Raw genomic sequence first — 22,010 nt, 5'->3', positions numbered from 1 at the left:
ACTCTCGCTCAGACATCAGCGCACTAGCTGACTTTCAATATTCTTCATATCCAAGTAAACATGAGCACTGGTTACCTTGCCCTGTTCGTTAAACGTTAAAACCGCTACGTTTGGCATGCTGACTTTAATTCCCGTTTCTCGGTGAACACCAACCGTGTTCAGCTCTACAGAAGCATTGCGACCTTCGATAATCGTGCCTGTAATCTCTTGCACCATGTCTTCGTAACGCTGGCTAAGACTGATATAAAGCTGGCGAATTTGCGCCTTGCCTTTGGCATTACCCATAGGGGTAATGCGTTCTGCCTGCTCTGCCCAATTTTCCATCCAGGCGTCCATATCCCCCCGCATCAGGTCTTCATTAAAGGATTGGAAGAAGGCAGTTACCCAATGGTTTACCTGCGAGCGCTCAGCATCCTGAGCATTCGCTGTTACCACCACCGCAGCGATAGCTATGATCAGAATACCCCTGATTAACTTGATATATTTCTTCATTCAATATTCTCCTAGCCAGATTCATTCAACAAAAAACCGAGCCCTTTGCAAAAGGTAACGAACGACGATAAAACAGCGCTACTAAGGGGATGGGCTCAGACCAAAAATGGTTCCTTCCTGATATGGCACTGTCTCAACCTACACTGTCTTAACCTGATTTTTTGAGATACATAAACAACCCCATAAAGCCACTCATAAAACCGCTGATAGCACCACTTATCCCATTATTGACGGCATTCTCTACAGCGCCTCCGGGAAAAGGTACTAAAAAGTAGTTCGCCAAAAAAGATAAGGTTAAACCAACTATCGCACCGATGGTTCCAGCCAATAGCGCTTCCTTACTGTTAGTCGTCATGCTTAACTCCTATCGGTTAATTTGTGTTACTGTCTGTTACTTGATGACGTAATAATTTACGACTGACTTTCCCTGTATTGCCACGGGGCAATTCGTTGACAAAACGATATTCACGCGGTTTCTTATAGCTTGACAGTCCACTCTGGTTAACATGATCCGCCAGCTCATCGGCAGATACCGGTTCTTTACAAATAACAAAAGCGGTAACCTGCTGTCCCCATTGTTCACTCGGCAAACCAATCACCACACACTCGCTCACTGCGGGGTGACTCAACACAGCCTCTTCAACCTGCCCCGGCAGCACATTGATACCTCCGGTAATGATCATGTCGTCGATACGACCCTTTAAATAGAGGTAACCCGCTTCGTCCATCGAGCCCATATCGCCAGACCGCCACCAACGCCCTTCAAATATTTTTCTACCAAGAGCGGGCTGTTCCCAAAGTTGATTAGCAACCGAGGGTCCACTGAAAATGACTTCGCCATCTTCATCGGCAGCGACTCTGTCATCAACCGAGCCACCCGGGGCTATGACTCTAATTTCAACACCTGTACCCGGTTTGCCGACACTCTCGATCTTGCTCTCATCCAGGTAATCTTCAGGTGTCATAACCGCACAACCACCCCAGGATCCGGTTTCAGTAGTACCGTAGGTGTTGATAACACTGGCACATATCAGCTGGCGAATCTGGGTCATGGTTGCCGTATCCATCGCTTCTCCGGCATAGCCAACCCGCTCCAATGACGATAAATCATAATTTTCTGGGTTCTCGCGTAACAACATGCGCCACATTGTCGGCACCAAAAAGCAGACTGTGGCCTTCTCGTCTTGGATGGTCTGGAGATAACTCTGAGCGTCCCACTGGCTCAAATAAATGATTTTTGAAGCGCCATAGAGGAAAGGTAGAGTACAGTTGTACCAGCCAATAAATGCCGTGGTAAAAATATTAATGCTGCATGCGTTAGGATGCGCCGACATATAAGGAGCACCACAACGGGCGCTTGCCACCAAGGTACGGTGCGTGTGCATCACTCCCTTGGGAATACCGGTTGTGCCGGAAGAAAGCGCAATCACCGCCGTGTCATCCAGGGCAACCGGCATCGGTTCAAAATCAAGCTCATACTGATTCAGGTCTGCGGGGATAATTGGATCTGGACCGGATCTTGCCTGATCTGGTGGTGTAATAGCTGACACCGAACGAACCGCAGCGGAAATCAGCGTTCCTTTATCCAACAAGGATTTAGCCTTTTGTGCAAAGACGCCATCATAAACCAACACACGAGGGCTAAGCCGCTCAATGATGGCAGACAGCGTGTCTTCTGACTCCCGAGCATGTAGCGCACTCGGAATTGCCCCTAATTCTATTGCGCCGAATAATGCAATTACGTGACTGACTGAAGGTGGCATTAAGAGCGCGACCCGATCACCTTTGCGCACCCCTAAGGTGTGCAATAGCTTCGCCATACGCTCTATCTGATCCATCAATTGGGCGTAGGTATAGCGGGCAATACTATCAACTACCGCCTCGTTATTCGGATGATTTGCCGCCGCACGTCGAATTAAATCCCGCAAAGTCAGTGCTTGATCAGACATGATTGGATACCTGTATAAAACCATTACTATTTCGAGCGAAGGAATAGATGACTGTCGACCATCTATCCCCTGTTACTGCCCGATAATTAGCGCCGTCTAAATATCGTCCCGTGTCAATTTGTAATCTTGCAGACCGGGTTTGTACTCGCGCTTATTGAAAGATTTAAGTGCAGTGCGGATCCAGTCATCATGAGTCAGACGAGATAATTCATAGAGCTTGGCAATTTCGTAATCAACTGCTTCAGGGAACTCCATATTGAGATTGATGATTCTTTCATAAACCTCTTTGGTTTTCTGAAGGACGATACGGCCTTTTTTCAAGAGCCCAGCGACGACTTTATCTGTGTGCGAGTCTAACTCAGCCAGCGGAACTGCCTTTGATGCCCAGCCAAGCTCTACCGCCTCTTTACCAGTGAAAGTATCAGCGGTGAGCGAGTAATAGAGCGCCTGCTTGCGCGAAGGCATATTGTTGACAACCGTCCAGGTCGTGCCACCACCGGGGAAGATACCAAAGTTGACTTCCGATAGCCCCCAAATGGACTCTTCTGCGACAATGGCGATATCACACAGCCCGACAACCTCCATGCCACCACCAAAACACCAGCCGTTGACTTTGGCGATCGTTACTGCAGGAAATTTTTTGAGATGGCTCATCCATTCAAATGAAGGTTTCACACCGTCGACAAAATCTTCCGGGTTATCCCAGTTATCAAAAAAGCACTTCTCAAGATCCATGCCACCGATAAAAGCATTACCCGCACCCGTCAAGACCATCACTTTAACCTTGGCGGCTTCCACCTCTCTCAGGGCTACGCACATTTCGGAATGTAGAGCAGGGCTCATACAATTCTTTTTCTCCGGTCGATTTAGCGTGATTGTCGCCAATTCACCTTCTATTTCCAGAATAATATTTTCATAATTGCTCATAGTATTAACCTCTGATATTTTTAACTAAGCGGAAGGTAGCACTCAACAAGCCTGCTATTTAGTGGTTATATTTTAGGAATACCGCTCTGTGCAGGTAATACGAAATCCGAAAATCCAGTCCATATTCCGCAATAAACACGGGATAGTTCATAATATCTGCGACTATGGTAAGGACCACCAAGGATTTCCAATTGGCCTAGCTTAGGCTATGATGAAGCTATCTACATTTCTATGAAATCGCCATGCTTTATCGACCATTGGCAACACACCAGTTATTACAAAACGGAAATATCCGGGATACGATTCACGTCGGTAATGAACTATTCTGGCAGAACCGTTGTGAATCAGGTGATCCCGGCGGCTTGATTGATGCCCAGTTCAATGGCATCAACCTTGGCACCATGTCTATTGTTTATTTAACCTTCGGTGCGGATGTCAGTATCGAACCGGTCTGTAACGACCAGCATTTCCTTATCCAAACCACGCTGATAGGGCAAAGTAGCACTCTAAATGGACAACGTTTGATCACCACAGTCCCCAATGATATTGCGATAATTGACCCCTCATTACCCACCAAAATTAATTTCAAACAAGGCTGCGCACATTTAGCTCTTAAGATGGATCGATCTACGATCACACTCAAACTGGCTGATTTACTGCAACAGGATATTAACGAACCAGTGGTATTTGACCTGTTTTCGGAACAGGCTGAAGCCAACAAACGTGCGTGGTTGGAAACGATGCATTTTTTATGTGCATTTTACGATAAGCCTGACCAGCAAATATTACACAACAAGCATTTGCTACAAAGTCATATCGATATGGCGACCTGCGCTCTCATTAGCTCACAGCAACATAATTACTCAGCCCAATTAAACAATGACCGGCACACAGCAACACCACGCCATGTAAGGCGTGCCTGTGAGTTTATTGACAGCCGCATCCAAGAGACCATTACCATGAGCGACCTTTGTCGCATCAGCAATGTCACAGAACGGACGCTGCAAAACGGCTTTAAAAAACATCTCGGCCAGACTCCCTCGGAGTTTATCCAGTCCAGGCGATTGCACCATCTCCATCAAGCATTACAAAACGCGGCGGGGCAAACCAATGTGAGTCGCATTATGTGGGAACATGGTATCAATAACCCTGGCCGCTGGGCGCAGCTCTACTTTAAGCGCTATGGCTGCTACCCCTCAGAAACATTGAGTACCCGCCATAAATAGTCCGATTTGCCCGCGGCAAGGGTCGAACTTCTATTCGTCCTCTTCTAACATGTAGGTTGGCTTTTTCCAGATACCCCGCTCAAACATCTTTTCGGTAGCCGCCCGTACAATCTTATCGTTTTCGGCATGCCGCAGCGGCGGACATTCCAGGCAGCGATTCTTTTCATACATGGGTTGATCGTAAATAATCCGATACTGTTCAGTGCGCAAATCACGCAGCCAATTACCCCACAGGGAGCGCGCGCGATATTGTCGCAGTGCTTCAATATCGATAATACCGCCCGCGTAAGATGCCGTACCGCCAGAATGGTGCTTGGAAATCACACGCCCCTGGTAGTCGGCGATCATAGACTCACCACCTGTGACATCAATCGGGTGCAGCGACTCTGGGGTGACATAATAGCCGGCCGGGTTGGGCGCAATAACATACATGGTGTTATCAAGGGCGCGCGCACGATTTTGCACATCCCACAGGCCATTACCCACATAGGGCTCCGGGTAGCTTGGGCGATACATTATTTCAGCACCGTTCATTGCCAGGCCACGAGCCGTTTCAGGATAGCTGCCTTCCATGCAGACAATGGTACCGATGCGGCCTATTTCCGTATCAACTACCGGGAAGAAAGCATCCAGTCCATCACCGTAAAGCTCAATCCAGCGATCCCAGACATCGTGCGGAACCGTCGAGTGCTCACGTGCGAAAACCTGCATTTTGTAATGTACATGAATCACCTCACCATCAGGATTAATTACGAAAGCACAATTAAAGAAACGCTCTGGAAACTCCGGGTGTTTGGCTTTCGCTTGTGCGATGATATAAACATTCAGTGCCTTGGCCAGCTTGCCCAAGGCCTCTGTTTCGGTGCCAGGGATATCAATTGCCGTGCGTTTCACATAGTCCACGTGATCCCAATCAAATATCTCATCGGTAAAACCCTGCAACGCACCTTCTGGCAAGGTCAACAGCCGCACTGGCAGATCAATACTGGTTAACCAGTAGGCGGCGTGCGCCAACTCGGAAATATGATCGATATTATGTTGGATATCTTCGCGCTTTTGCGCCCCACGCATCATGGTTTGCAACGCCAGCGCCATGTACTGTTCAATAGGTTTTTGCCTAGCCATTGTATTTCCTCACTTTCAACTGAAGCTAATCCACTGTAGACGATTATTCGATAGCCCGACAATGAACAAAGCGAAGCCAATGGGCTAATTCAGAATCCTTAATTTAAGAAACCACCTGATAACCCCCAGTAAAATCGACAATAATTTCTGGGCTGTTCATCGAACCGCAAAATTTGGTAGGATAGGAGCGTTTAGGTGTTTCCTCTTGCAGCGAACAGGCCCTAGCATGATCCAGACAAACCCACTTTCCAATCACAACCTGTTTATTTCCCATGACCTGGGTGAAACACAGGATAAGGTCGGTCAATTCATCTGGCCACACCGTATGCAGGCGAGTCGAAGCAGCCATATTGATGCTCGCCTCGATGGTGTCGTATTGGGGGATATGGGGCTCTATTATCTGCAATACGGCGCTAATGTCAGCATTGATGCTGGCGAAATTTCCGATTACTACTTAATCCAAACTGCACTATCGGGCAAAGCCTGTGTTACCAATGGCAGTCACCAGGTCAACGCAACCGCTGGATTCACTACTTTAGTTTCCCCACAGGGTATCACCAAAATACAGATGGGGCCTGATTGCAGTTATCTGGTGTTAGTACTGAAACGTCAGGCCCTGGAGCGACAACTATCCAAACTGCTTGATAAAAACCTACAGCAGCCAATACTGTTCGATCTTTCTCCCAGCCAATCTAGTCAAACTCGTGCATTGCAACAAACGCTCGGATACTTTTGTCAGCAGTACAACGACTTTGCCGATCAACTCAATCAACCACGAGTCAATCATCAGTTCAGCGAACTAGTAATTTCTTTACTTCTCAATACCTGGCGACACAACTATTCTGAACAGTTACGCCAAACCTCGCCAGCGCCACTACCTTGGCATGTGCGTAAAGCCGCTGATTACATTAGGGAAAATATAAGCAACACTATTTCCTTGCAAGAAGTTGCATTACAGGTAGGTGTCACGCCCCGTACGCTACAAAACGGCTTCAACCACTTTTTAAACCAAACCCCTTCACGCTACATTCAGTCTATGCGTTTGAACCTTGTCCACGAGTCTTTGCAGCAGGCAAACCCACAAAACACGAGCGTTACCGAAATATTACTCGACAAAGGCATCAATGATGCGGGTAGATTTGCACAGCTGTATAAACGTCGCTTTGGGGAACTACCCTCCGAGACTCTGAAACGCTAACCTAGCCAGTATTTTTCGCCAGAGTTCCTAGGCGGTAAAAGAGTGCGATCTGTATGGTTTTTCGCGACAACGAAACGCCCAGACGGACTTGTCAGGCCATTGAGTATTTCGAGGAAGTGGACAATGCGGAGGACGTCCCTGTAATAGAAGCTAGAGAGCAACTCAGGCTGGCCAAATCGCAGGCATAAAAAAGCCGGGGCTTTAAACCCCGGCTTTAATTACTCAAGTGAAACTACTTATTTAGCTGGTTTTTCCACTTCTGTTTTAATCACCGCCATCACTCGACGGTTTTGCTGACGACCGTCTTTAGTGTCGTTGTCGGCACGTGGTTGTGATTCGCCATAACCAACCGCTTTAATTCGGCTTGCATCAACACCGTGCTGATCGATCAACACCTGGCGCACCGCGTTAGCGCGACGCTCAGACAGACCTTGGTTATAATCATCATCGCCAGTACTATCAGTATGGCCTTCGATAGTAGCGTTGGTCGATGGGAAAAGTTTCATAAATTCGCCAACATTCTTAATTTCTTCATAGAAGGCTGGTTTGACCACTGCTTTGTTGAGGTCGAACAGAACTTCCAGTTCCACTGATACTGTTTCTTTGATCACATACTGACAACCGTCTTCGTCAACGCGGGCACCAGCCGGTGTATTCGGACATTTGTCTTTGTAATCATAAACACCATCACCATCGCTATCCAGCGGACAGCCGTTGCTATCAACGGCAACGCCAGCAGGCGTATTAGGGCAACGATCCTGATCATCATAGACACCATCACCGTCGCTATCCAGTGGTGCAGCAACAGGTGCTGCCTTTTTACCACGACTACCAAAAAAGTAATCTAATCCGACCATCATTGCTAAGTCAGTGCTTGATTCAGAGGTATTACGAATCGCACGTAAATCGCCACGAAACGCTAAATTATCAGTGATGTATTTTTTAAACCCACCACCGAAGTTAACGAAAGTTTGGTCATCGGAACTAACACCTGCCAAATCGGGGTCTATATCAAACTCCCCAGCACCAAAAGCCAGATAGGGCACCACACCGCTAGCGGTTTCGCTAAAATGATATAGTAAATCAGCACGATAGCCACTGATGTCAAAATCGACATCGCCACCACCGATCAAATCCATCTCGGTATTGCCTAAATCAATATAGGTACCTTCAATACCCCAATGCTCTGAAAACTTATAGCCAAGGCCAAGTACACCGCCACTGGTATCGGAAATATCGTTGTCGCCAAACAAGTAATGGGTGGCGCCACCAAAAATATTGAGCCCAGTTCCTTCATCGGCAAACGCAGCGTTTGCCGTAATCAATGACAGGGCTGAAATGCCTATCAATGCAGAAATTCTCTTAAACATAATGTTTCTCCTCATGAATGAAAATCCTTTAACCGCTCTTTGCTTTGCTTCAGGATTAATACAAAGCTGAATGCGGCGCACACTATTACAACTGTTGTTGCTTAGCAATAGGCCCATTACAAATTTACAATCTATTACAATTACTCAGCATCGTTTTAATCATCTTTTTTTAATCAACTTCGTTTTAATCAACTTTTTCGCCCTTAGCCTGCTTATCCGCATGATATGATGACCGCACTAGCGGTCCACTAGCGACACTGCTAAATCCAATCTGCCGTGCATAATCAGCATATTGAGCAAATTCGTCAGGATGCACGAAGCGCTCTACCGCCAAATGATTCAAACTCGGCTGTAGATATTGGCCAATGGTGATCATATCCACCTGATGCGCCCGCATATCATCCATCACCTGATAGATTTCCTTAGACTCCTCACCTAAGCCAACCATAATACCAGACTTTGTCAGCACGCTGGGTATCCGCTCTTTGTACTTTTGCAAGAGGCTTAACGACCACTGATAGTCCGAACCAGGGCGGATTTTTTTATAGAGCCTAGGCACGGATTCTAAGTTATGGTTAAACACATCTGGCGGCTCAGCCGTTAGGATACCCAGCGCCACTTCCATACGCCCGCGAAAATCCGGCACCAAGACTTCAATTTTAATCGTCGGGTTAGCTAGCCGGGTTTCGCGGATACAGTCAGCAAAGTGACCGGCGCCGCCATCGCGTAAATCATCGCGATCAACGGAAGTCACCACCACATAACGTAATTTCATTTCAGCAATTGCCGCAGCAAGATGCTTGGGCTCATCCTGATCCAGCGGATTTGGACGGCCGTGCGCAACATCACAGAACGGACAGCGCCGCGTACAGATTTCACCCATGATCATAAAGGTCGCGGTTCCGTTACTGAAACACTCACCCAGATTAGGGCAACTGGCTTCTTCGCAAACCGATGCCAATTTACTTTTACGTAGTATTTGCTTGATATGCGCAACTTCAGGGGAAGTTGGCATACGTACACGAATCCAGTCCGGTTTGCGCGGTGCTTTTTCAGTCGGAATTACCTTGATAGGGATACGCGCAACTTTTTCGGCCCCCCGCAATTTAACGCCTTGCTTTACCCGCACCACTTTTTCTGGCCGATCGCCAACTTCTGTTAAGTTCCTTTCCATCAATAGATACTCATATTAGTTACGGGGGTCAGTATACCCCAGCTGCCCAATCAAACAACTCACTAGCTGTTCAAAAACCTGCTGTTCATCCGGTGTTTGCCTTACTAAATCCGCCAACTGCGTCACCGTCTGCCCAGGATAACCGCAAACATTAATTCGGCGGTAGGGCTCCAAATCCATGTTCCAATTAAAACTCAGACCATGATAGCTACAACCTTTTCTGACCCGTAGACCGAGCGAGGCAATTTTGCTGTTCCCGACGTATACGCCTGGCGCATCCTGCCTCGCACGGGCTGCTATTTGATAACTGTCCAGTAATTGGATGATGCTATTTTCTATCACACTAACCAGATCACGCACACCTATTTTTAGCCGTCGTAAATCGAGCAGTAAATAGATGATAGGCTGTCCGGGGCCATGGTAGGTCACTTGCCCACCCCGATCAGACTTGATCACCGGAATAGTACCCGGTTCAATCAAATGTTCTTCTTTACCCGCTTGCCCCAAAGTAAAGACGGGAGGATGAGTCACCAACCAGAATTCATCGCCCGTGGTTTCATCACGCTCGTTTGTGAATCGCTTCATGTCAGCCCAAACCTTCTCGTAAGGTTGCAAGCCAAGCTGATGGATTAGTGGAAGTGCTATGGTAGCCATGGTTCTATGCATTCAAAGCTTGAGGAATATATTGAGCCGAACCTATAGCACCATTTCAATGCGGCCGCTGGCCTTAAGATCTTCAAAAATGGCCGACAATTGTGCTTCGCCCGTCGCCACTATAGTCACAGTGATTGAACAATATTTGCCATTCCGACTTTCTCTTAGGCTAATGCGTTCAAAATCCAAGCCTGGCGCATGCACCTGAATAATATCGAGCACCATCTCCTTATAGTCTGGTGCAGCTCGACCCACCACCTTGATGGGATACTCGCAGGGGAATTCTATTTTAGGAGCGGGCGGTTGCATGTATTCCTACAAAATATATTTGATTAGCGGGTAACGAGCTCGGCTTTATAGGCCTGATAACGTTTCGCCACATTGTACCACAGCGGCCCGATTTTTCCGTTGCCCACTGATTTGCCGTTCAATTCGGTCACGGGAATAATTTCACGCGTTGAACTGGTGACCCATACCTCATCAGCCTGCAACAACTCTTGCTCTGAGATTTCCTGCTCACGACAATCGAAAGAGCCTTGTTCACCCAGCTCAACGATTAAATCCCGGGTAATGCCACCTAGAATGTAATCCGTTTTAGGTGGTGTGTAAACAACGCCGTTTTTCACGATAAAAACATTCGCAGAAGAGGATTCTGTTAGGTAGCCCTCCCGGATTAGAATCGCGTCTTCCACACCCTGCTGCGAGGCTGTTTGTTTCAATAGCACATTAGGCAATAGGCAAATGCTCTTAATATAGCAACGAGTCCAACGATTATCCGGCAGAGTGATCGCACGAATACTTTTTACCGAACCGAGATCAGCGCCATAAACTACCGGAGTAGCCATCATGAACAGCGTCGGCTTTGCATCGGCCGGAAAAGCATGGTCGCGTTTTGCCGAAACACCTCGCGTCACCTGGATGTAGAGCGATAGATCCGAGGTTTCCTGACGATTACGCGCAATCACCGCTTCAAATAGCGCAATCCAATCCTGTTCCTGCTGGACTAGTGATATTTGTGTGGCCGCCAGACTGCGCTCAAGACGTTGAATGTGTTCCCTTACTCTAAAGGCTTTGCCCTGGTAAACCGGAATCACCTCATAAACTCCGTCACCAAATAAAAAACCACGATCCAGCACAGAAATCTTAGCTTCTGCCAAGGGCAAAAATTCACCATTGAGATAAACAATGGATGCCATTAATTATTCCCCAGGTTAATCAATTAACTGTACAAAAAAGAGTACGATCTGATCCCATAAGCGTTTAAAAAAGCCTCCGGCCTCGACAGATTCCAAAGCCAGCAGTGGCGTCTCGACAATAGTTTCTTCACCCAGCTTGACCTTAACCTTACCATACTGATCCGCCAAAACAATCGGCGCTTCAATCACTGCATCTACATCCAGGCTCGCCGCCAAGGCACTTTTTTGACCACGAGGAATAGTCACATACACATCCTTCGTAATACCCAGTTTTACCGAGTCCATGGCACCGCCCCACACCCGAGGTTGATTAAGTATTTCGTTTGCACTATAGAGTTTGTGGGTTTCATAATAGCGAAAGCCGTAGGTCAGTAATTTCTGACTTTCTACGGCGCGAGACTCTTCGCTCGCCGCTCCCATCACTACCGAAATCAGGCGCATACCATTACGTTCAGCGGACGCCACCAGACAATATCCCGCTTCTTCCGTATGCCCCGTCTTCAGACCGTCAACACTGCGGTCCCGCCACAACAGCTTATTGCGGTTCGGTTGGCGAATCTGATTGAAGGTAAAATACTGCTCCGCATACATCGCATAGTGATCTGGATGATCGACAATGATAGCGCGCGCCAACTTTGCCAAATCCAAAGCAGTCGTGTAATGCTCTTCCTCCGGCAGTCCAGTGGCATTGAGGAAGTGAGAGTTGTTCATTCCCAGCCTGACCGCATGCTTGTTCATCAGATCGGCGAAAGCTTCTTCACTGCCAGCAATGTGCTCAGCAACAGCAATGCTGGCGTCATTACCTGATTGAATAATGATGCCACGCAGCAGATCCTCTAAGGAGACGAAGGTGCCCTCTTTGATAAACATACGAGAACCTGGTGCCTGCCACGCTTTGATGCTGACACGCACCTGATCAGTCAATTTAATATTGCCCTTATCCAGCTCAACAGCTGCAATGTAGCTGGTCATCAGCTTGGTCAGGCTGGCCGGTGGCAAGGGCTGGTCGGCGTTATTTTGAATTAACACCTCGCCACTTTGGGCGTCAACCAGCAAATAGCCCGTCGCCGCCAATTGTGGTGGCGCAGGAATGAGCGGGTTCGCCGCAATCGCGACTTGCGTCAGCATGAATAAGAATAGGGTTACAACCAGTGTGCTTAGTTTTGTCATAGCAATTTTTCTTAGCGAAATGAGTGTTAACATAGCGGCTATTTCAGCCCGCTATTCAATTAATTAGGAATTGGGCAAAGCCACAATCAGAGGCTTTCCCAAACCTAAGGCGGAGAGTTTCTCTTTTATTTGCTGCACCAACGCCATATCTTTTAGCGGTCCAATTTGGACTTTATGCAGGTTAGGTTCACGCGCTTTATCGAGGTTAATCACGACTAGCTCGTTCGTCACAGCCTGTACGCGCTTTTTCAGTTGGTTGGCGGTTTCGTATTTAGAAAAAGCGCCGACCTGAAGATAAACTTCGTTGCCCAAACCTGCGGGCTTCATCCTTGCCCATTGCCAGGCAATCGGATCAATGGCCTCTACTTTAATTGGCGCAGTGCCTTTATCCGCAAAACCTAATTTAATTGCAGCGGCGTAGGATAAATCAATAATACGCTCGGAGTGAAAAGGGCCGCGGTCATTCACCCGCACCACCACCTTGCGGCCATTATCAAGATTGGTAACCTGCAAATAGGTAGGCAAGGGTAGCGTTTTGTGCGCAGCCGACATACCAAACATATTATAAGTTTCGCCATTCGACGTCAGGTAACCATGGAATTTTTTACCATACCAGGAGGCAGTACCGGTTTCCTCATAGCCAGCGCTAGTCGGCATGATCTGATAACTCTTCCCCGCTACCTCATAAGGGCTTTTATTACCTTGACGGCTCAAAGGCTCAATGATGGGTGTCGCATCCGGAACCCTCTCTAAATCATTGTAGCTAAAGGGCGCAGAGTCCTGCTGCTGCCGATACCTCGACGGCGGCTCCGTCGATGCAGACTTCTGCGGCGGATTGGTATTACAACTAGTTAACAAGAAGCCTATCAATATTCCGAATAACGCTATCGGAGTCTTTCGTATGATCATCATTATTCAAGTACGCCCAGCTATTTCTTGACTGAGCTGATACACCGCCATGGCGTACAGCGCACTATGATTGTAGCGGGTAATAACATAAAAATTATTCAAACCAATCCAATGTTCATCACCGGCAGCCCCTGCAAAGCGCATCGCCGTCGCGGGCTGTTCTGGCGCCAACGCCTGCTGCGGCTTAAACCCAGCAGCTATCAACTCAGCCACGCTTCGTGTCGGCGTTAAATCAGAACGTTTTTTGACCAATAACGGTTCGTATTCTTTACCATCAACTAGTGCTCGCTCAGTCACGGGCTCATTCTTTTGCCACCCGTGTTCATGAAAATAATTCGCCACGCTGCCAATCGCATCAACGGGATTATTCCAGATATCCTTATGCCCATCCCCATCAAAGTCAACCGCATAGGCCCTAAAACTACTCGGCATAAACTGGCCATAACCCATTGCTCCAGCATAGGAGCCTTTTAGTGATAGCGGGTCTACCTTTTCATCACGCGCCAACATTAAAAACTCCTTTAACTCCTTACGAAAATATTCCGCTCGGCGGGGGTAATCAAATGCCAAAGTTGTCAATGCGTCAATCACGCGATTGGATCCAGTTACTCTCCCATAGCGCGTTTCTACCCCAATAATAGCAACAATGATTTCTGCAGGAACTCCGTAAATCGATTCAGCACGATTTAATGCCACGGAGTGTTCCTGCATGAACTCAAGACCCTGTTTGGTACGCTGCTCCGTCACCAGGATGGGTCGATAGTCCTTCCAGGGTTTAGCTTCAGCGGGAGCCTCCATTAACTTAATAATCTTCTCTTTAAAAACGGCCTCGTTAAAAATCGCCTGCAACGACTTCCTATCAAAGCCGTGCTGCTTAACCATTTCATCAATAAATACGCTCGCCTCTGGATGGGTGGCATAAGTCACGGGCTCAGCACAGCTCACAGGAACCACTGTAATAATGAGCAGGGTAATACACATATCCGCCACTTGGCGCATTGTTCGCTTGATCATATTTATCCTAAAAACCGTATGGCTAAAGGGAATTCCATTCAAATTTTTGTTTATCTGGGTAATAGTTTCTTGTGTGTTTTGATAGACATTAACAGTCCAAAACCTAAAAACAGGGTAACAATCGACGTCCCGCCATAGCTTATCAAAGGCAGTGGCAGTCCGACTATGGGTAAAATACCAGAAACCATGCCGATATTAACAAAAAAATAGAAGAAAAAGGTGAGTGACAGGCTGCCTGCCAACAATCTGCCATAAGTATCGTCTGCGGTAGTGGCAATATGAAGACAGCGCGTCACAATCAGCAGGTATAAAGACAGCAGCATGAGCAAACCGACAAAACCAAATTCTTCGGCAAATACAGCAATAATAAAATCCGTATGGCTTTCCGGTAAAAAGTCTAGATGCGATTGCGTACCCAATAACCAGCCCTTTCCGTAAAGCCCTCCTGACCCGATTGCCGTTTGCGACTGGATAATGTTCCAACCCGAACCTAAGGGATCACGGCCGGGGTCAATCAGCGTCAGCACTCGTTGTTTTTGGTAGTCCTTCATAACCGACCAAAGTATCGGCACAGAAGCCGCCAGCAAAGCGCCAAAACCAAACACCAAACGCCAGCGAATACCGGCGAACAAGAGAACGAAAATCCCTGATGCGGCAATTAATAACGAAGTACCTAAATCCGGCTGCTTGGCGATTAAAATCGTTGGCACGAAAATCATGACCAACCCCCAGAATATATGTTTCAGGCGCGGCGGTAATCGTTGGTGTGCGTAGTACCAGGCTAACGCCATCGGGACCGCGATTTTTATAATTTCTGAGGGCTGAAATTTTGGCAATCCGGGTATCGCCAGCCAGCGCTGCGCACCCTTAGCACCAACACCAACGAGTAATACCGCAATTAATAGCAAAACTCCAAAACCCATTAGCCAGGGTGACCAGATACGATAATGATGTGGGCTGATTTGGGCAAAAATCATCATGAGCAACAGGCCTATCCCCATTCGCATGACCTGCCGATAGACCATGTCCAGGTCCTGGCCACTGGCGCTGTACAACACCAAAAGCCCGACACCGCATAAGATAAAGATTAGGAATAATAATATCGGGTCGATATGCATGCGGGAAAAGAAGCTAGGCTTGCTCTGAAAGCTGTGCGCAGCATAGGGTAATTTTCTAATAAAATCACGCTGAGACATCGTTAGCTAGAACCTTCAACTAGGTAGGCGTCTAGTATTTTACGCGCCACCGGCGCGGCCGCAGTGCTGCCGCCACCGCCATTCTCGACAATCACCGCAATCGCAATTTTGGGTTCATTGACAGGTGCAAATGCAATAAACAAACCGTGATCCTTATTGCGTTCTGCAATATTTTTTTCATCATATTCTTCATCCTGTTTGATACCGATCACTTGTGCTGTTCCAGTTTTTCCCGCCATTTTGTATTGGGCTCCTCGGCCTGTTTTCCGAGCTGTACCGTGCTCGCCATGCACTACCAGCTCCATAGCGTGAATAATTTTTTCCCAGTCCTCGCCATTCTTCAATTGTATGTCTTCTAGCTGCGACAGTTCCCGCTCCATTGAACCTTTTTGTGTCGTCTTATCAGCAGGCTTATCTTCTTCATCCTCGTGTTTAATCTGTTTCACCAAATGCGGCTGTAGCCATCGCCCTCGATTGGCAAGAACGGCAGTGGCTGTCGCTAATTGCAGCGGTGTCGCCAGCATGTAGCCCTGACCAATACTCAGGTTAAGCGAATCACCTCGGTACCAAGACTGACCCAGACTATTTTTCTTCCAATCGGATGAAGGCAGCACTCCCTTCAGTGCTTCACCAATGTCTTTTCCGGTTTGCTGGCCAAAACCAAACTGCCAAATAAAATCATGCATTTCATCCACATTCATACGCTGCGCCATTTCATAAAAGTAGGTATCGCAGGATTGTACGATAGCAGTCTCTAGATTCACTCGACCATGGCCCCACTTCTTCCAATCACGATAGTAGCGCCCGCCCTTAGTGAGCTGAAGCCAGCCCGGGTCGTAAATAGTATGCTCCCAGTTGGTGTAACCCAGTTCCAACCCGGCAAGCGCGACAAAAGGTTTTAGGGTTGATCCAGGTGGATACTGGCCGCGTATCGCCCGATTAAATAGCGGTAAATCCGGTGAATCACGCAGCTCTGCATAGGCATCAAAATCAATGCCGGTGACAAAGAGATTAGGATTAAACGATGGCTTACTCACCATAACTAAAATACCGCCAGTTTCCGTATCAATGGCGACCACTGCACCGCGTTTATCCCCTAGTGCCTGCTCTGCGACCTGCTGTAAGCGTGCGTCCAAGTATAGTTGTATATCCATGCCCGGCCCTGGCGCTGACCGTTCTAATACTCTTAATACCCGGCCTCTGGCATTGATCTCAACTTTTTGGAACCCCGCCTGCCCCAATAATTCTCCCTCGTAAAATTTCTCTACACCCAGTTTACCGATACTGTCAGTACCGGCATAACGCGCTACATCAATACTTTTTAATTCCTGCTCATTGATACGCCCGACATAACCCAATACATGCGCGGTTGAGTCCTTCAAAGGATAGTGTCGCACTAATTGTGCTTCAACAGATACGCCGGGCAGACGATGCGCATTGACTGCGAGCTTTGCAATTTCCTCTTCAGTCAGCCGATAGCGTAGCGGTACAGACTGATAGGGCCGTCGACGCTGCTTCAGATCTGTCATAAATTTCTTACGATCACGCTCTGACACCGAGATGATTTCGCTAATCGTAGCAATTGTTTGCTCAATATCTGGCGTATGTTCTTTGGTGATAGTCACGCTGTGACTAGCGGTATTCTCCGCTAATAAACGGGCATTGCGATCATAGATAAGTCCACGGTTTGGCGCAATGGGCTGCAACAAGACCCGGTTCTTGTTGGATAGTGTGGTATAACGATCATACTGCACCACCTGTAAATAAAACATTCTGGCGACAAGCAGCAAAGTGAGAAAGATCAGCACAAACCAAAACACCAGCGCCCGCCCCGAGAAGGTTCGTGTTTCGCCGTACAGGTCTTTTAGGTCAAAATTATTCATTCTGGGTTATGCTAGCCTATTGGCCTATGAGAAACCTGCTTAGTGCACTGATTCATTTTTTCAACGGCCCAGAGAACTCTCATAGCAAGTATGCACAGCTCATGAGCGGTGATAGGGATGATTATTCAACAGTGTCCAGGCGCGATAAAGCTGCTCAGCGACAACGACTCGCACTAACGGATGAGGGAAAGTTAGTTTTGACAACGACCAGGATTGTCCTGCGCGTTGCAGGCAATCAGGCGATAATCCATCCGGCCCACCAACTAACAACGCAACATTAGTGCCAGACATTTGCCACTCACTGAGTTTTTGTGCCAACTGTTCGGTACTCCAGGCGCTACCTTTCACATCCAGCGCGACCACCTGATCCTTTTCTTCTATTGCCGCTAAAAGCTGTCTTGACTCTTTCGCAATCGCCCGCTGGATATCAGCGCCTTTCCCACGCTGGCCAAGAGGAACCTCGATAACCTCCAGCTTTAGTTCATGCGGTAATCGTTTTGCGTATTCATTAAATCCTGAATTGACCCAATCAGGCATTTTACCGCCAACGGCAATTAATTTAATACGCATAAACCAGTCTTATGGAGCCTCTTCCTGGCCATTCTCGACTGGCACTTGATCAGGAAGCGACCACAGTCTTTCCAAGTCGTAGAATAATCGTGTTTCCGGCATCATCACGTGCACCACCACATCACCCAAATCCACCAACACCCACTCCGATACATCCTGGCCCTCCTTACCTAACGGCAAAACTCCTTTTTCTTTCGCCTTAACAACCACATTTTCGGCAACCGAGCTGACATGTCGCCTTGAGGTGCCGGAGGCTACTACCATATAGTCCGTCACGTTGGATCGATCCCTGACATCAAGGCATTGAATATTAAGTGCTTTAGCATCATCTAAAGCATCAATCACTAAATCTTTCAACTGGTTTACCTGCATATTACCTCTTGGTTTTACTGAAACGGACTCTAGCCTGAACGGGCGACGCTGTTAAATAAGCTGGCTAAGCTGACAAGACATCCGATTTATCGAATCGCTGACACTGTGCCTGGATCTTAATGAAGATTGCGTTCCATATAATCCCATACTGACTCGGGAAGTAAATACCTAGGGGATAGCTTTTGCTGAATTAGTGCTCGAATATGGGTTGAGGAAATGGCGAGAGGCGTCATCCGTTGTACTAACACACGTCCAAACCCGCTTGCCTTTAATTCGGCAATATCAGTTGCTTCACGCGCATGCAGAAAACGCTCCATAATACCCTGCGTAGGGCCGGATGCCCCTGGTCTGGCGGCAACAATGATATGAGCCAATTGCGGAATTTCTTCCCATTCATGCCAGCTCGGTAAGGACAAAAACGAGTCCATACCCACCACCAATATCAGAGAGATTTGATCGCCGAGCTCATCCCGCAGTATTGCTAAGGTATCCGCCATATAGGAAACACCTTCACGCTCAATTTCGCGAGAGTCACAGCTCAATTCCGGCTCCGGCGCTATCGCAAGCTCAACCATTCTAAGTCGGTCTTGTGCGCTGTAGTGAGGCTGCGTTCGATGTGCCGGCACATGGCAAGGGATTAGCCGCATCTCATCCAGCTTCAAATTTTGTTTAAGCTCCAACGCCGTACGTAAATGACCAAAGTGGATGGGATCGAAAGTACCACCAAAGATTGCCACTGTTTTCATTACCAACTCATTGCCATTGCCCGCCCCTTATGACGGGTACGCCAGCTAGCTACGAATATGTCCATCGCCCAGCACAACGTATTTTTGCGAGGTAAGTCCCTCAAGCCCGACCGGCCCGCGCGCGTGAATCTTATCGGTAGAAATACCAATTTCCGCTCCCAAACCATATTCAAAACCATCGGCAAAGCGCGTCGATGCGTTCACCATCACTGAACTGGAATCCACTTCTGTTAAAAAGCGTCGGGCACGACTATAGTTTTCCGTAATAATAGAATCGGTATGATGCGACCCGTAGTAATTAATATGCGATATTGCTGCGTCCAAATCATCGACCAATTTGATCGACAGAACTGGCGCGAGATATTCAGTTGACCAATCCACTTCCGAAGCAGCATGAATATCGGGGAGCAGTGTCCGCGTTTTCTCACAACCACGCAGCTCAACACCTTCTGAGAGATATTGAGCCACCAGTTCAGGTAGAATTTCTGCCGCAACTGCCTGATGAACCAACAAGGTTTCCATAGTATTGCAAGTACCGTAGCGCTGGGTCTTCGCATTAAAGGCTACCGAGATGGCCTTTTCCCGATCCGCCTGATCGTCGATATAGACGTGACAAATACCGTCCAAATGCTTGATTACCGCCACCTTGGCATCACGACTAATACGTTCAATCAGCCCTTTGCCGCCGCGCGGCACTATCACATCGACATATTTCGGCATCGTAATCAACTCACCTACCGCCGCGCGATCCGTGGTTGCAATTACCTGCACCGCAGTTTCCGGCAACCCGGCGGAAAGTAAGCCCTGCTTAATACACTTCGCAATCGCCTGATTGGATCGAATCGACTCCGAACCACCTCGCAAAATGGTTGCATTACCAGATTTTAAACACAGACTCGCCGCCTCTACTGTCACATTGGGGCGCGACTCATAAATGATACCGACCACGCCCAGCGGCACACGCATCTTACCCACCTGAATACCCGAAGGCCGGTAATTCAAACCGGTAACCTCGCCCACTGGGTCAGGTAAAGCGGCCACCTGATGTAAGCCTTCTATCATGCCGTTTATGGTTTTGTCGGTAAGGGTTAAACGGTCAAGCAAGGCGGAGTCCAATCCACCCTGTTTGGCAGCAGCCACATCTTCAGCATTAGCCTGTAGAATTTCGCCGCGCGCACTGTCGATCGCTTTGGCCATTGCCAGCAAAGCATGGTTTTTTTTGCCTGTATCGGCCGCCACAATTTTACGAGAAGCGTCACGCGCGTTGCGGCCTACTTCGGCCATGTATTTTTTAACTTCCATTTGGTGCCTTTACATGAATCTCTGATCAAGAACGCGATTATACAATAAAAAAGGGCGCAGATACTTGCGCCCTTTGAACAACCCAATAAGCGACGTGCTACGGACAAACAGTTTTGCCTGCGCGGCCCGGTCTAAGCATCATTCGACCGCTTCTACTCATCACTATCTCCCTAGCACCACTAGCCAAATCGGACACAGCTCCCGGCCCACAAAAGGTAAAGGTTCTCATTGGTAACGCCCCTAATACCTGTCTAATGGCCCCGTCTCCTTTGAACGCCAAAGCGGGTAGTGAAAAATTCGGCTGTAATGTATAGCCCTGAGCTAGCGGCTCAAACCATCTGATAGCTTCATTTTTATCGACATTGGTACTCCTATCCACATCCTCGAAAACTACCCAGCCTTCGTGCCAGGAATCTATTCCGCTACACTTATCACCATTACGGGCACAAAGTAGTACTGTTTTATTTTTCTTGATTGCCTCACTTCTGGCGAGATTTACCGCAATGATAAATTGGTTTACCTGCGTATCTAATCGATTAGATAGGATCAGAGAGAAGAATCCCGGAACCACCAGGAAAACGAGTATTGCAGAAATAAATAAAACGCAAATTAGCTCAATTAGAGTAAACCCAGACCTTTGTTGGCATTCCATTGCCATCCTCCTTTCAAATAGAAATCCTTTCTATTGACTTTTTCGTACCTGCAACGAACTTATCACCAACAGTCTTCCAAAGTACCAGTGCCAGATTTACCTTTTACGCCCGTATTAGTAATTGAAATCGCTGTGCACTTCGCATCGCCAGCCTGTACCCCACCTGCTACTGGCTTTACTACCGCTGAAAATGTTGTGGCTGTAAAATTGCTGTTTATCAAATCCAACTCATAATAGCCTTCACTACTATTTGTGCTCGACCATCCTAAATTAGTATTGGAAGCAGTCCCCTTAATCGTAGTTGCATATTGCAAGTTTTGAGTAAAATGCCGCTCCTGAGCCTGTGCAAAATTCAACAACAGCGCCTGTGCATCTGATCTACGGGATTTTCTAACACTTTCCTGATAAGAGGGGAACGCAATGGCAGCCAAAATAGCTATAATTGCCAAAACTATCATGACCTCTATTAAAGTAAAACCTTTATAATTCCTACTATCCGTCATAAGAACGTTCCTGCATCTATAATATACGAAAAGTTATTTATCCATCACCCATATCTCTTCAATGACTAAATCACCCTGTAAGGCAGCGTTTTGGTTTAATCGAAACCGAACCTGTCTATCCGGTTGAATAGCAAAATCAGTAGCAGGGCCAGCCGAATCGTGAACTACTAGGCTTCGGGATAACGACCGCACTGCATCGCCGATAACAATAGAACGGTTTTGCAAATCTACGCTATAAACGACTCCAGAATCCATCAGTTTAATATTTGATTCGATTTTAAGCTGCTGCGCATTCCCTGAAAAACTAATCAAGAGACTTATTAGAAACGCTGTCAATAGAGATACTTTCATAACCTTCACCTTAATAATTCGTAATCAACAC

24 protein-coding genes are annotated in these 22,010 nt (G+C 47.5%); 2 read left to right on the top strand and 22 right to left on the bottom strand.

Annotated features, from left to right (window positions below):
• Positions 1-15 precede the first annotated feature (15 nt).
• The 4 genes from H6995_02690 to H6995_02675 form a co-directional block, all read right to left on the bottom strand.
• The gene (locus H6995_02690) at positions 16-492 is read right to left on the bottom strand and encodes a nuclear transport factor 2 family protein (protein ID MCP5213896.1); all 477 of its coding nucleotides are present in this window, start codon (positions 490-492) and stop codon (positions 16-18) included.
• A 148-nt stretch (positions 493-640) separates the two neighbouring features.
• Positions 641-847: a hypothetical protein gene (locus H6995_02685; GenBank protein ID MCP5213895.1), complete on the bottom strand. Its 207-nt coding sequence runs from the start codon at positions 845-847 to the stop codon at positions 641-643.
• Positions 848-863: 16 nt separating this feature from the next.
• Positions 864-2,441 carry an acyl--CoA ligase gene (locus H6995_02680; GenBank protein ID MCP5213894.1) on the bottom strand — a complete coding sequence of 526 codons (1,578 nt, stop codon included), beginning with the start codon at positions 2,439-2,441 and terminating at the stop codon, positions 864-866.
• A gap of 96 nt (positions 2,442-2,537) precedes the next feature.
• Positions 2,538-3,368: a p-hydroxycinnamoyl CoA hydratase/lyase gene (locus tag H6995_02675; protein MCP5213893.1), complete on the bottom strand. Its 831-nt coding sequence runs from the start codon at positions 3,366-3,368 to the stop codon at positions 2,538-2,540.
• A 242-nt stretch (positions 3,369-3,610) separates the two neighbouring features.
• Here H6995_02675 and H6995_02670 point away from each other — a divergent pair, with 242 nt between their 5' ends.
• Positions 3,611-4,594 (top strand): AraC family transcriptional regulator, encoded by a 984-nt coding sequence (locus H6995_02670; GenBank protein ID MCP5213892.1) that lies wholly within the window; start codon positions 3,611-3,613, stop codon positions 4,592-4,594.
• Positions 4,595-4,624: 30 nt separating this feature from the next.
• Here the strand turns inward: H6995_02670 and H6995_02665 are convergent, their stop codons facing one another.
• Positions 4,625-5,719, bottom strand: coding sequence for a hydrolase (locus H6995_02665; GenBank protein ID MCP5213891.1), 1,095 nt, complete (start codon positions 5,717-5,719; stop codon positions 4,625-4,627).
• A gap of 226 nt (positions 5,720-5,945) precedes the next feature.
• On the opposite strand from H6995_02665, the gene H6995_02660 reads away from it, so the two are divergent.
• The gene (locus H6995_02660) at positions 5,946-6,917 is read left to right on the top strand and encodes an AraC family transcriptional regulator (GenBank protein ID MCP5213890.1); all 972 of its coding nucleotides are present in this window, start codon (positions 5,946-5,948) and stop codon (positions 6,915-6,917) included.
• Between the two features lie 236 nt (positions 6,918-7,153).
• On the opposite strand, the gene H6995_02655 is transcribed toward H6995_02660, so the two are convergent.
• The 17 genes from H6995_02655 to H6995_02575 all read right to left on the bottom strand — a co-directional run bounded on the left by H6995_02655 (position 7,154) and on the right by H6995_02575 (position 21,979).
• A complete protein-coding gene (locus tag H6995_02655; GenBank protein ID MCP5213889.1) occupies positions 7,154-8,287 on the bottom strand; it encodes an OmpA family protein in 1,134 nt (377 codons plus the stop codon).
• A gap of 184 nt (positions 8,288-8,471) precedes the next feature.
• Entirely contained in the window at positions 8,472-9,461 is a 990-nt protein-coding gene (lipA, locus tag H6995_02650) for a lipoyl synthase (protein ID MCP5213888.1), read from the bottom strand.
• Between the two features lie 15 nt (positions 9,462-9,476).
• Positions 9,477-10,115, bottom strand: coding sequence for a lipoyl(octanoyl) transferase LipB (gene lipB / locus H6995_02645; protein MCP5213887.1), 639 nt, complete (start codon positions 10,113-10,115; stop codon positions 9,477-9,479).
• Between the two features lie 42 nt (positions 10,116-10,157).
• Positions 10,158-10,424, bottom strand: a complete 267-nt coding sequence (locus H6995_02640; GenBank protein MCP5213886.1) for a DUF493 domain-containing protein — start codon at positions 10,422-10,424, stop codon at positions 10,158-10,160.
• A gap of 23 nt (positions 10,425-10,447) precedes the next feature.
• On the bottom strand, positions 10,448-11,311 hold the full coding sequence (locus H6995_02635) for a D-amino acid aminotransferase (protein MCP5213885.1): 864 nt from the start codon (positions 11,309-11,311) through the stop codon (positions 10,448-10,450).
• 15 nt (positions 11,312-11,326) lie between these two features.
• Entirely contained in the window at positions 11,327-12,481 is a 1,155-nt protein-coding gene (locus H6995_02630; GenBank protein MCP5213884.1) for a D-alanyl-D-alanine carboxypeptidase, read from the bottom strand.
• A 63-nt stretch (positions 12,482-12,544) separates the two neighbouring features.
• A complete protein-coding gene (locus tag H6995_02625; protein MCP5213883.1) occupies positions 12,545-13,390 on the bottom strand; it encodes a septal ring lytic transglycosylase RlpA family protein in 846 nt (281 codons plus the stop codon).
• 6 nt (positions 13,391-13,396) lie between these two features.
• A complete protein-coding gene (mltB, locus tag H6995_02620; GenBank protein ID MCP5213882.1) occupies positions 13,397-14,389 on the bottom strand; it encodes a lytic murein transglycosylase B in 993 nt (330 codons plus the stop codon).
• Positions 14,390-14,454: 65 nt separating this feature from the next.
• Positions 14,455-15,600: a rod shape-determining protein RodA gene (rodA, locus tag H6995_02615; protein ID MCP5213881.1), complete on the bottom strand. Its 1,146-nt coding sequence runs from the start codon at positions 15,598-15,600 to the stop codon at positions 14,455-14,457.
• A gap of 2 nt (positions 15,601-15,602) precedes the next feature.
• On the bottom strand, positions 15,603-17,483 hold the full coding sequence (mrdA, locus tag H6995_02610; protein ID MCP5213880.1) for a penicillin-binding protein 2: 1,881 nt from the start codon (positions 17,481-17,483) through the stop codon (positions 15,603-15,605).
• Positions 17,484-17,582: 99 nt separating this feature from the next.
• Entirely contained in the window at positions 17,583-18,053 is a 471-nt protein-coding gene (rlmH, locus tag H6995_02605; GenBank protein MCP5213879.1) for a 23S rRNA (pseudouridine(1915)-N(3))-methyltransferase RlmH, read from the bottom strand.
• A gap of 9 nt (positions 18,054-18,062) precedes the next feature.
• Entirely contained in the window at positions 18,063-18,425 is a 363-nt protein-coding gene (rsfS, locus tag H6995_02600; GenBank protein ID MCP5213878.1) for a ribosome silencing factor, read from the bottom strand.
• Between the two features lie 116 nt (positions 18,426-18,541).
• Positions 18,542-19,171, bottom strand: a complete 630-nt coding sequence (nadD, locus tag H6995_02595; protein ID MCP5213877.1) for a nicotinate-nucleotide adenylyltransferase — start codon at positions 19,169-19,171, stop codon at positions 18,542-18,544.
• A 45-nt stretch (positions 19,172-19,216) separates the two neighbouring features.
• The gene (locus tag H6995_02590) at positions 19,217-20,473 is read right to left on the bottom strand and encodes a glutamate-5-semialdehyde dehydrogenase (protein ID MCP5213876.1); all 1,257 of its coding nucleotides are present in this window, start codon (positions 20,471-20,473) and stop codon (positions 19,217-19,219) included.
• Positions 20,474-20,570: 97 nt separating this feature from the next.
• Positions 20,571-21,125 carry a GspH/FimT family pseudopilin gene (locus H6995_02585; GenBank protein ID MCP5213875.1) on the bottom strand — a complete coding sequence of 185 codons (555 nt, stop codon included), beginning with the start codon at positions 21,123-21,125 and terminating at the stop codon, positions 20,571-20,573.
• A 62-nt stretch (positions 21,126-21,187) separates the two neighbouring features.
• Positions 21,188-21,628: a prepilin-type N-terminal cleavage/methylation domain-containing protein gene (locus tag H6995_02580; GenBank protein ID MCP5213874.1), complete on the bottom strand. Its 441-nt coding sequence runs from the start codon at positions 21,626-21,628 to the stop codon at positions 21,188-21,190.
• A 33-nt stretch (positions 21,629-21,661) separates the two neighbouring features.
• Positions 21,662-21,979: a hypothetical protein gene (locus tag H6995_02575; GenBank protein MCP5213873.1), complete on the bottom strand. Its 318-nt coding sequence runs from the start codon at positions 21,977-21,979 to the stop codon at positions 21,662-21,664.
• Between the last annotated feature and the right edge of the window lie 31 nt (positions 21,980-22,010).

It is taken from the genome of Pseudomonadales bacterium (assembly GCA_024234615.1).
Lineage (GTDB): Bacteria > Pseudomonadota > Gammaproteobacteria > Pseudomonadales > IMCC2047 > JAJFKB01.
Note: the sequence above shows the minus strand (reverse complement) of the source record. Positions and strands in the feature narration are given on the sequence as shown.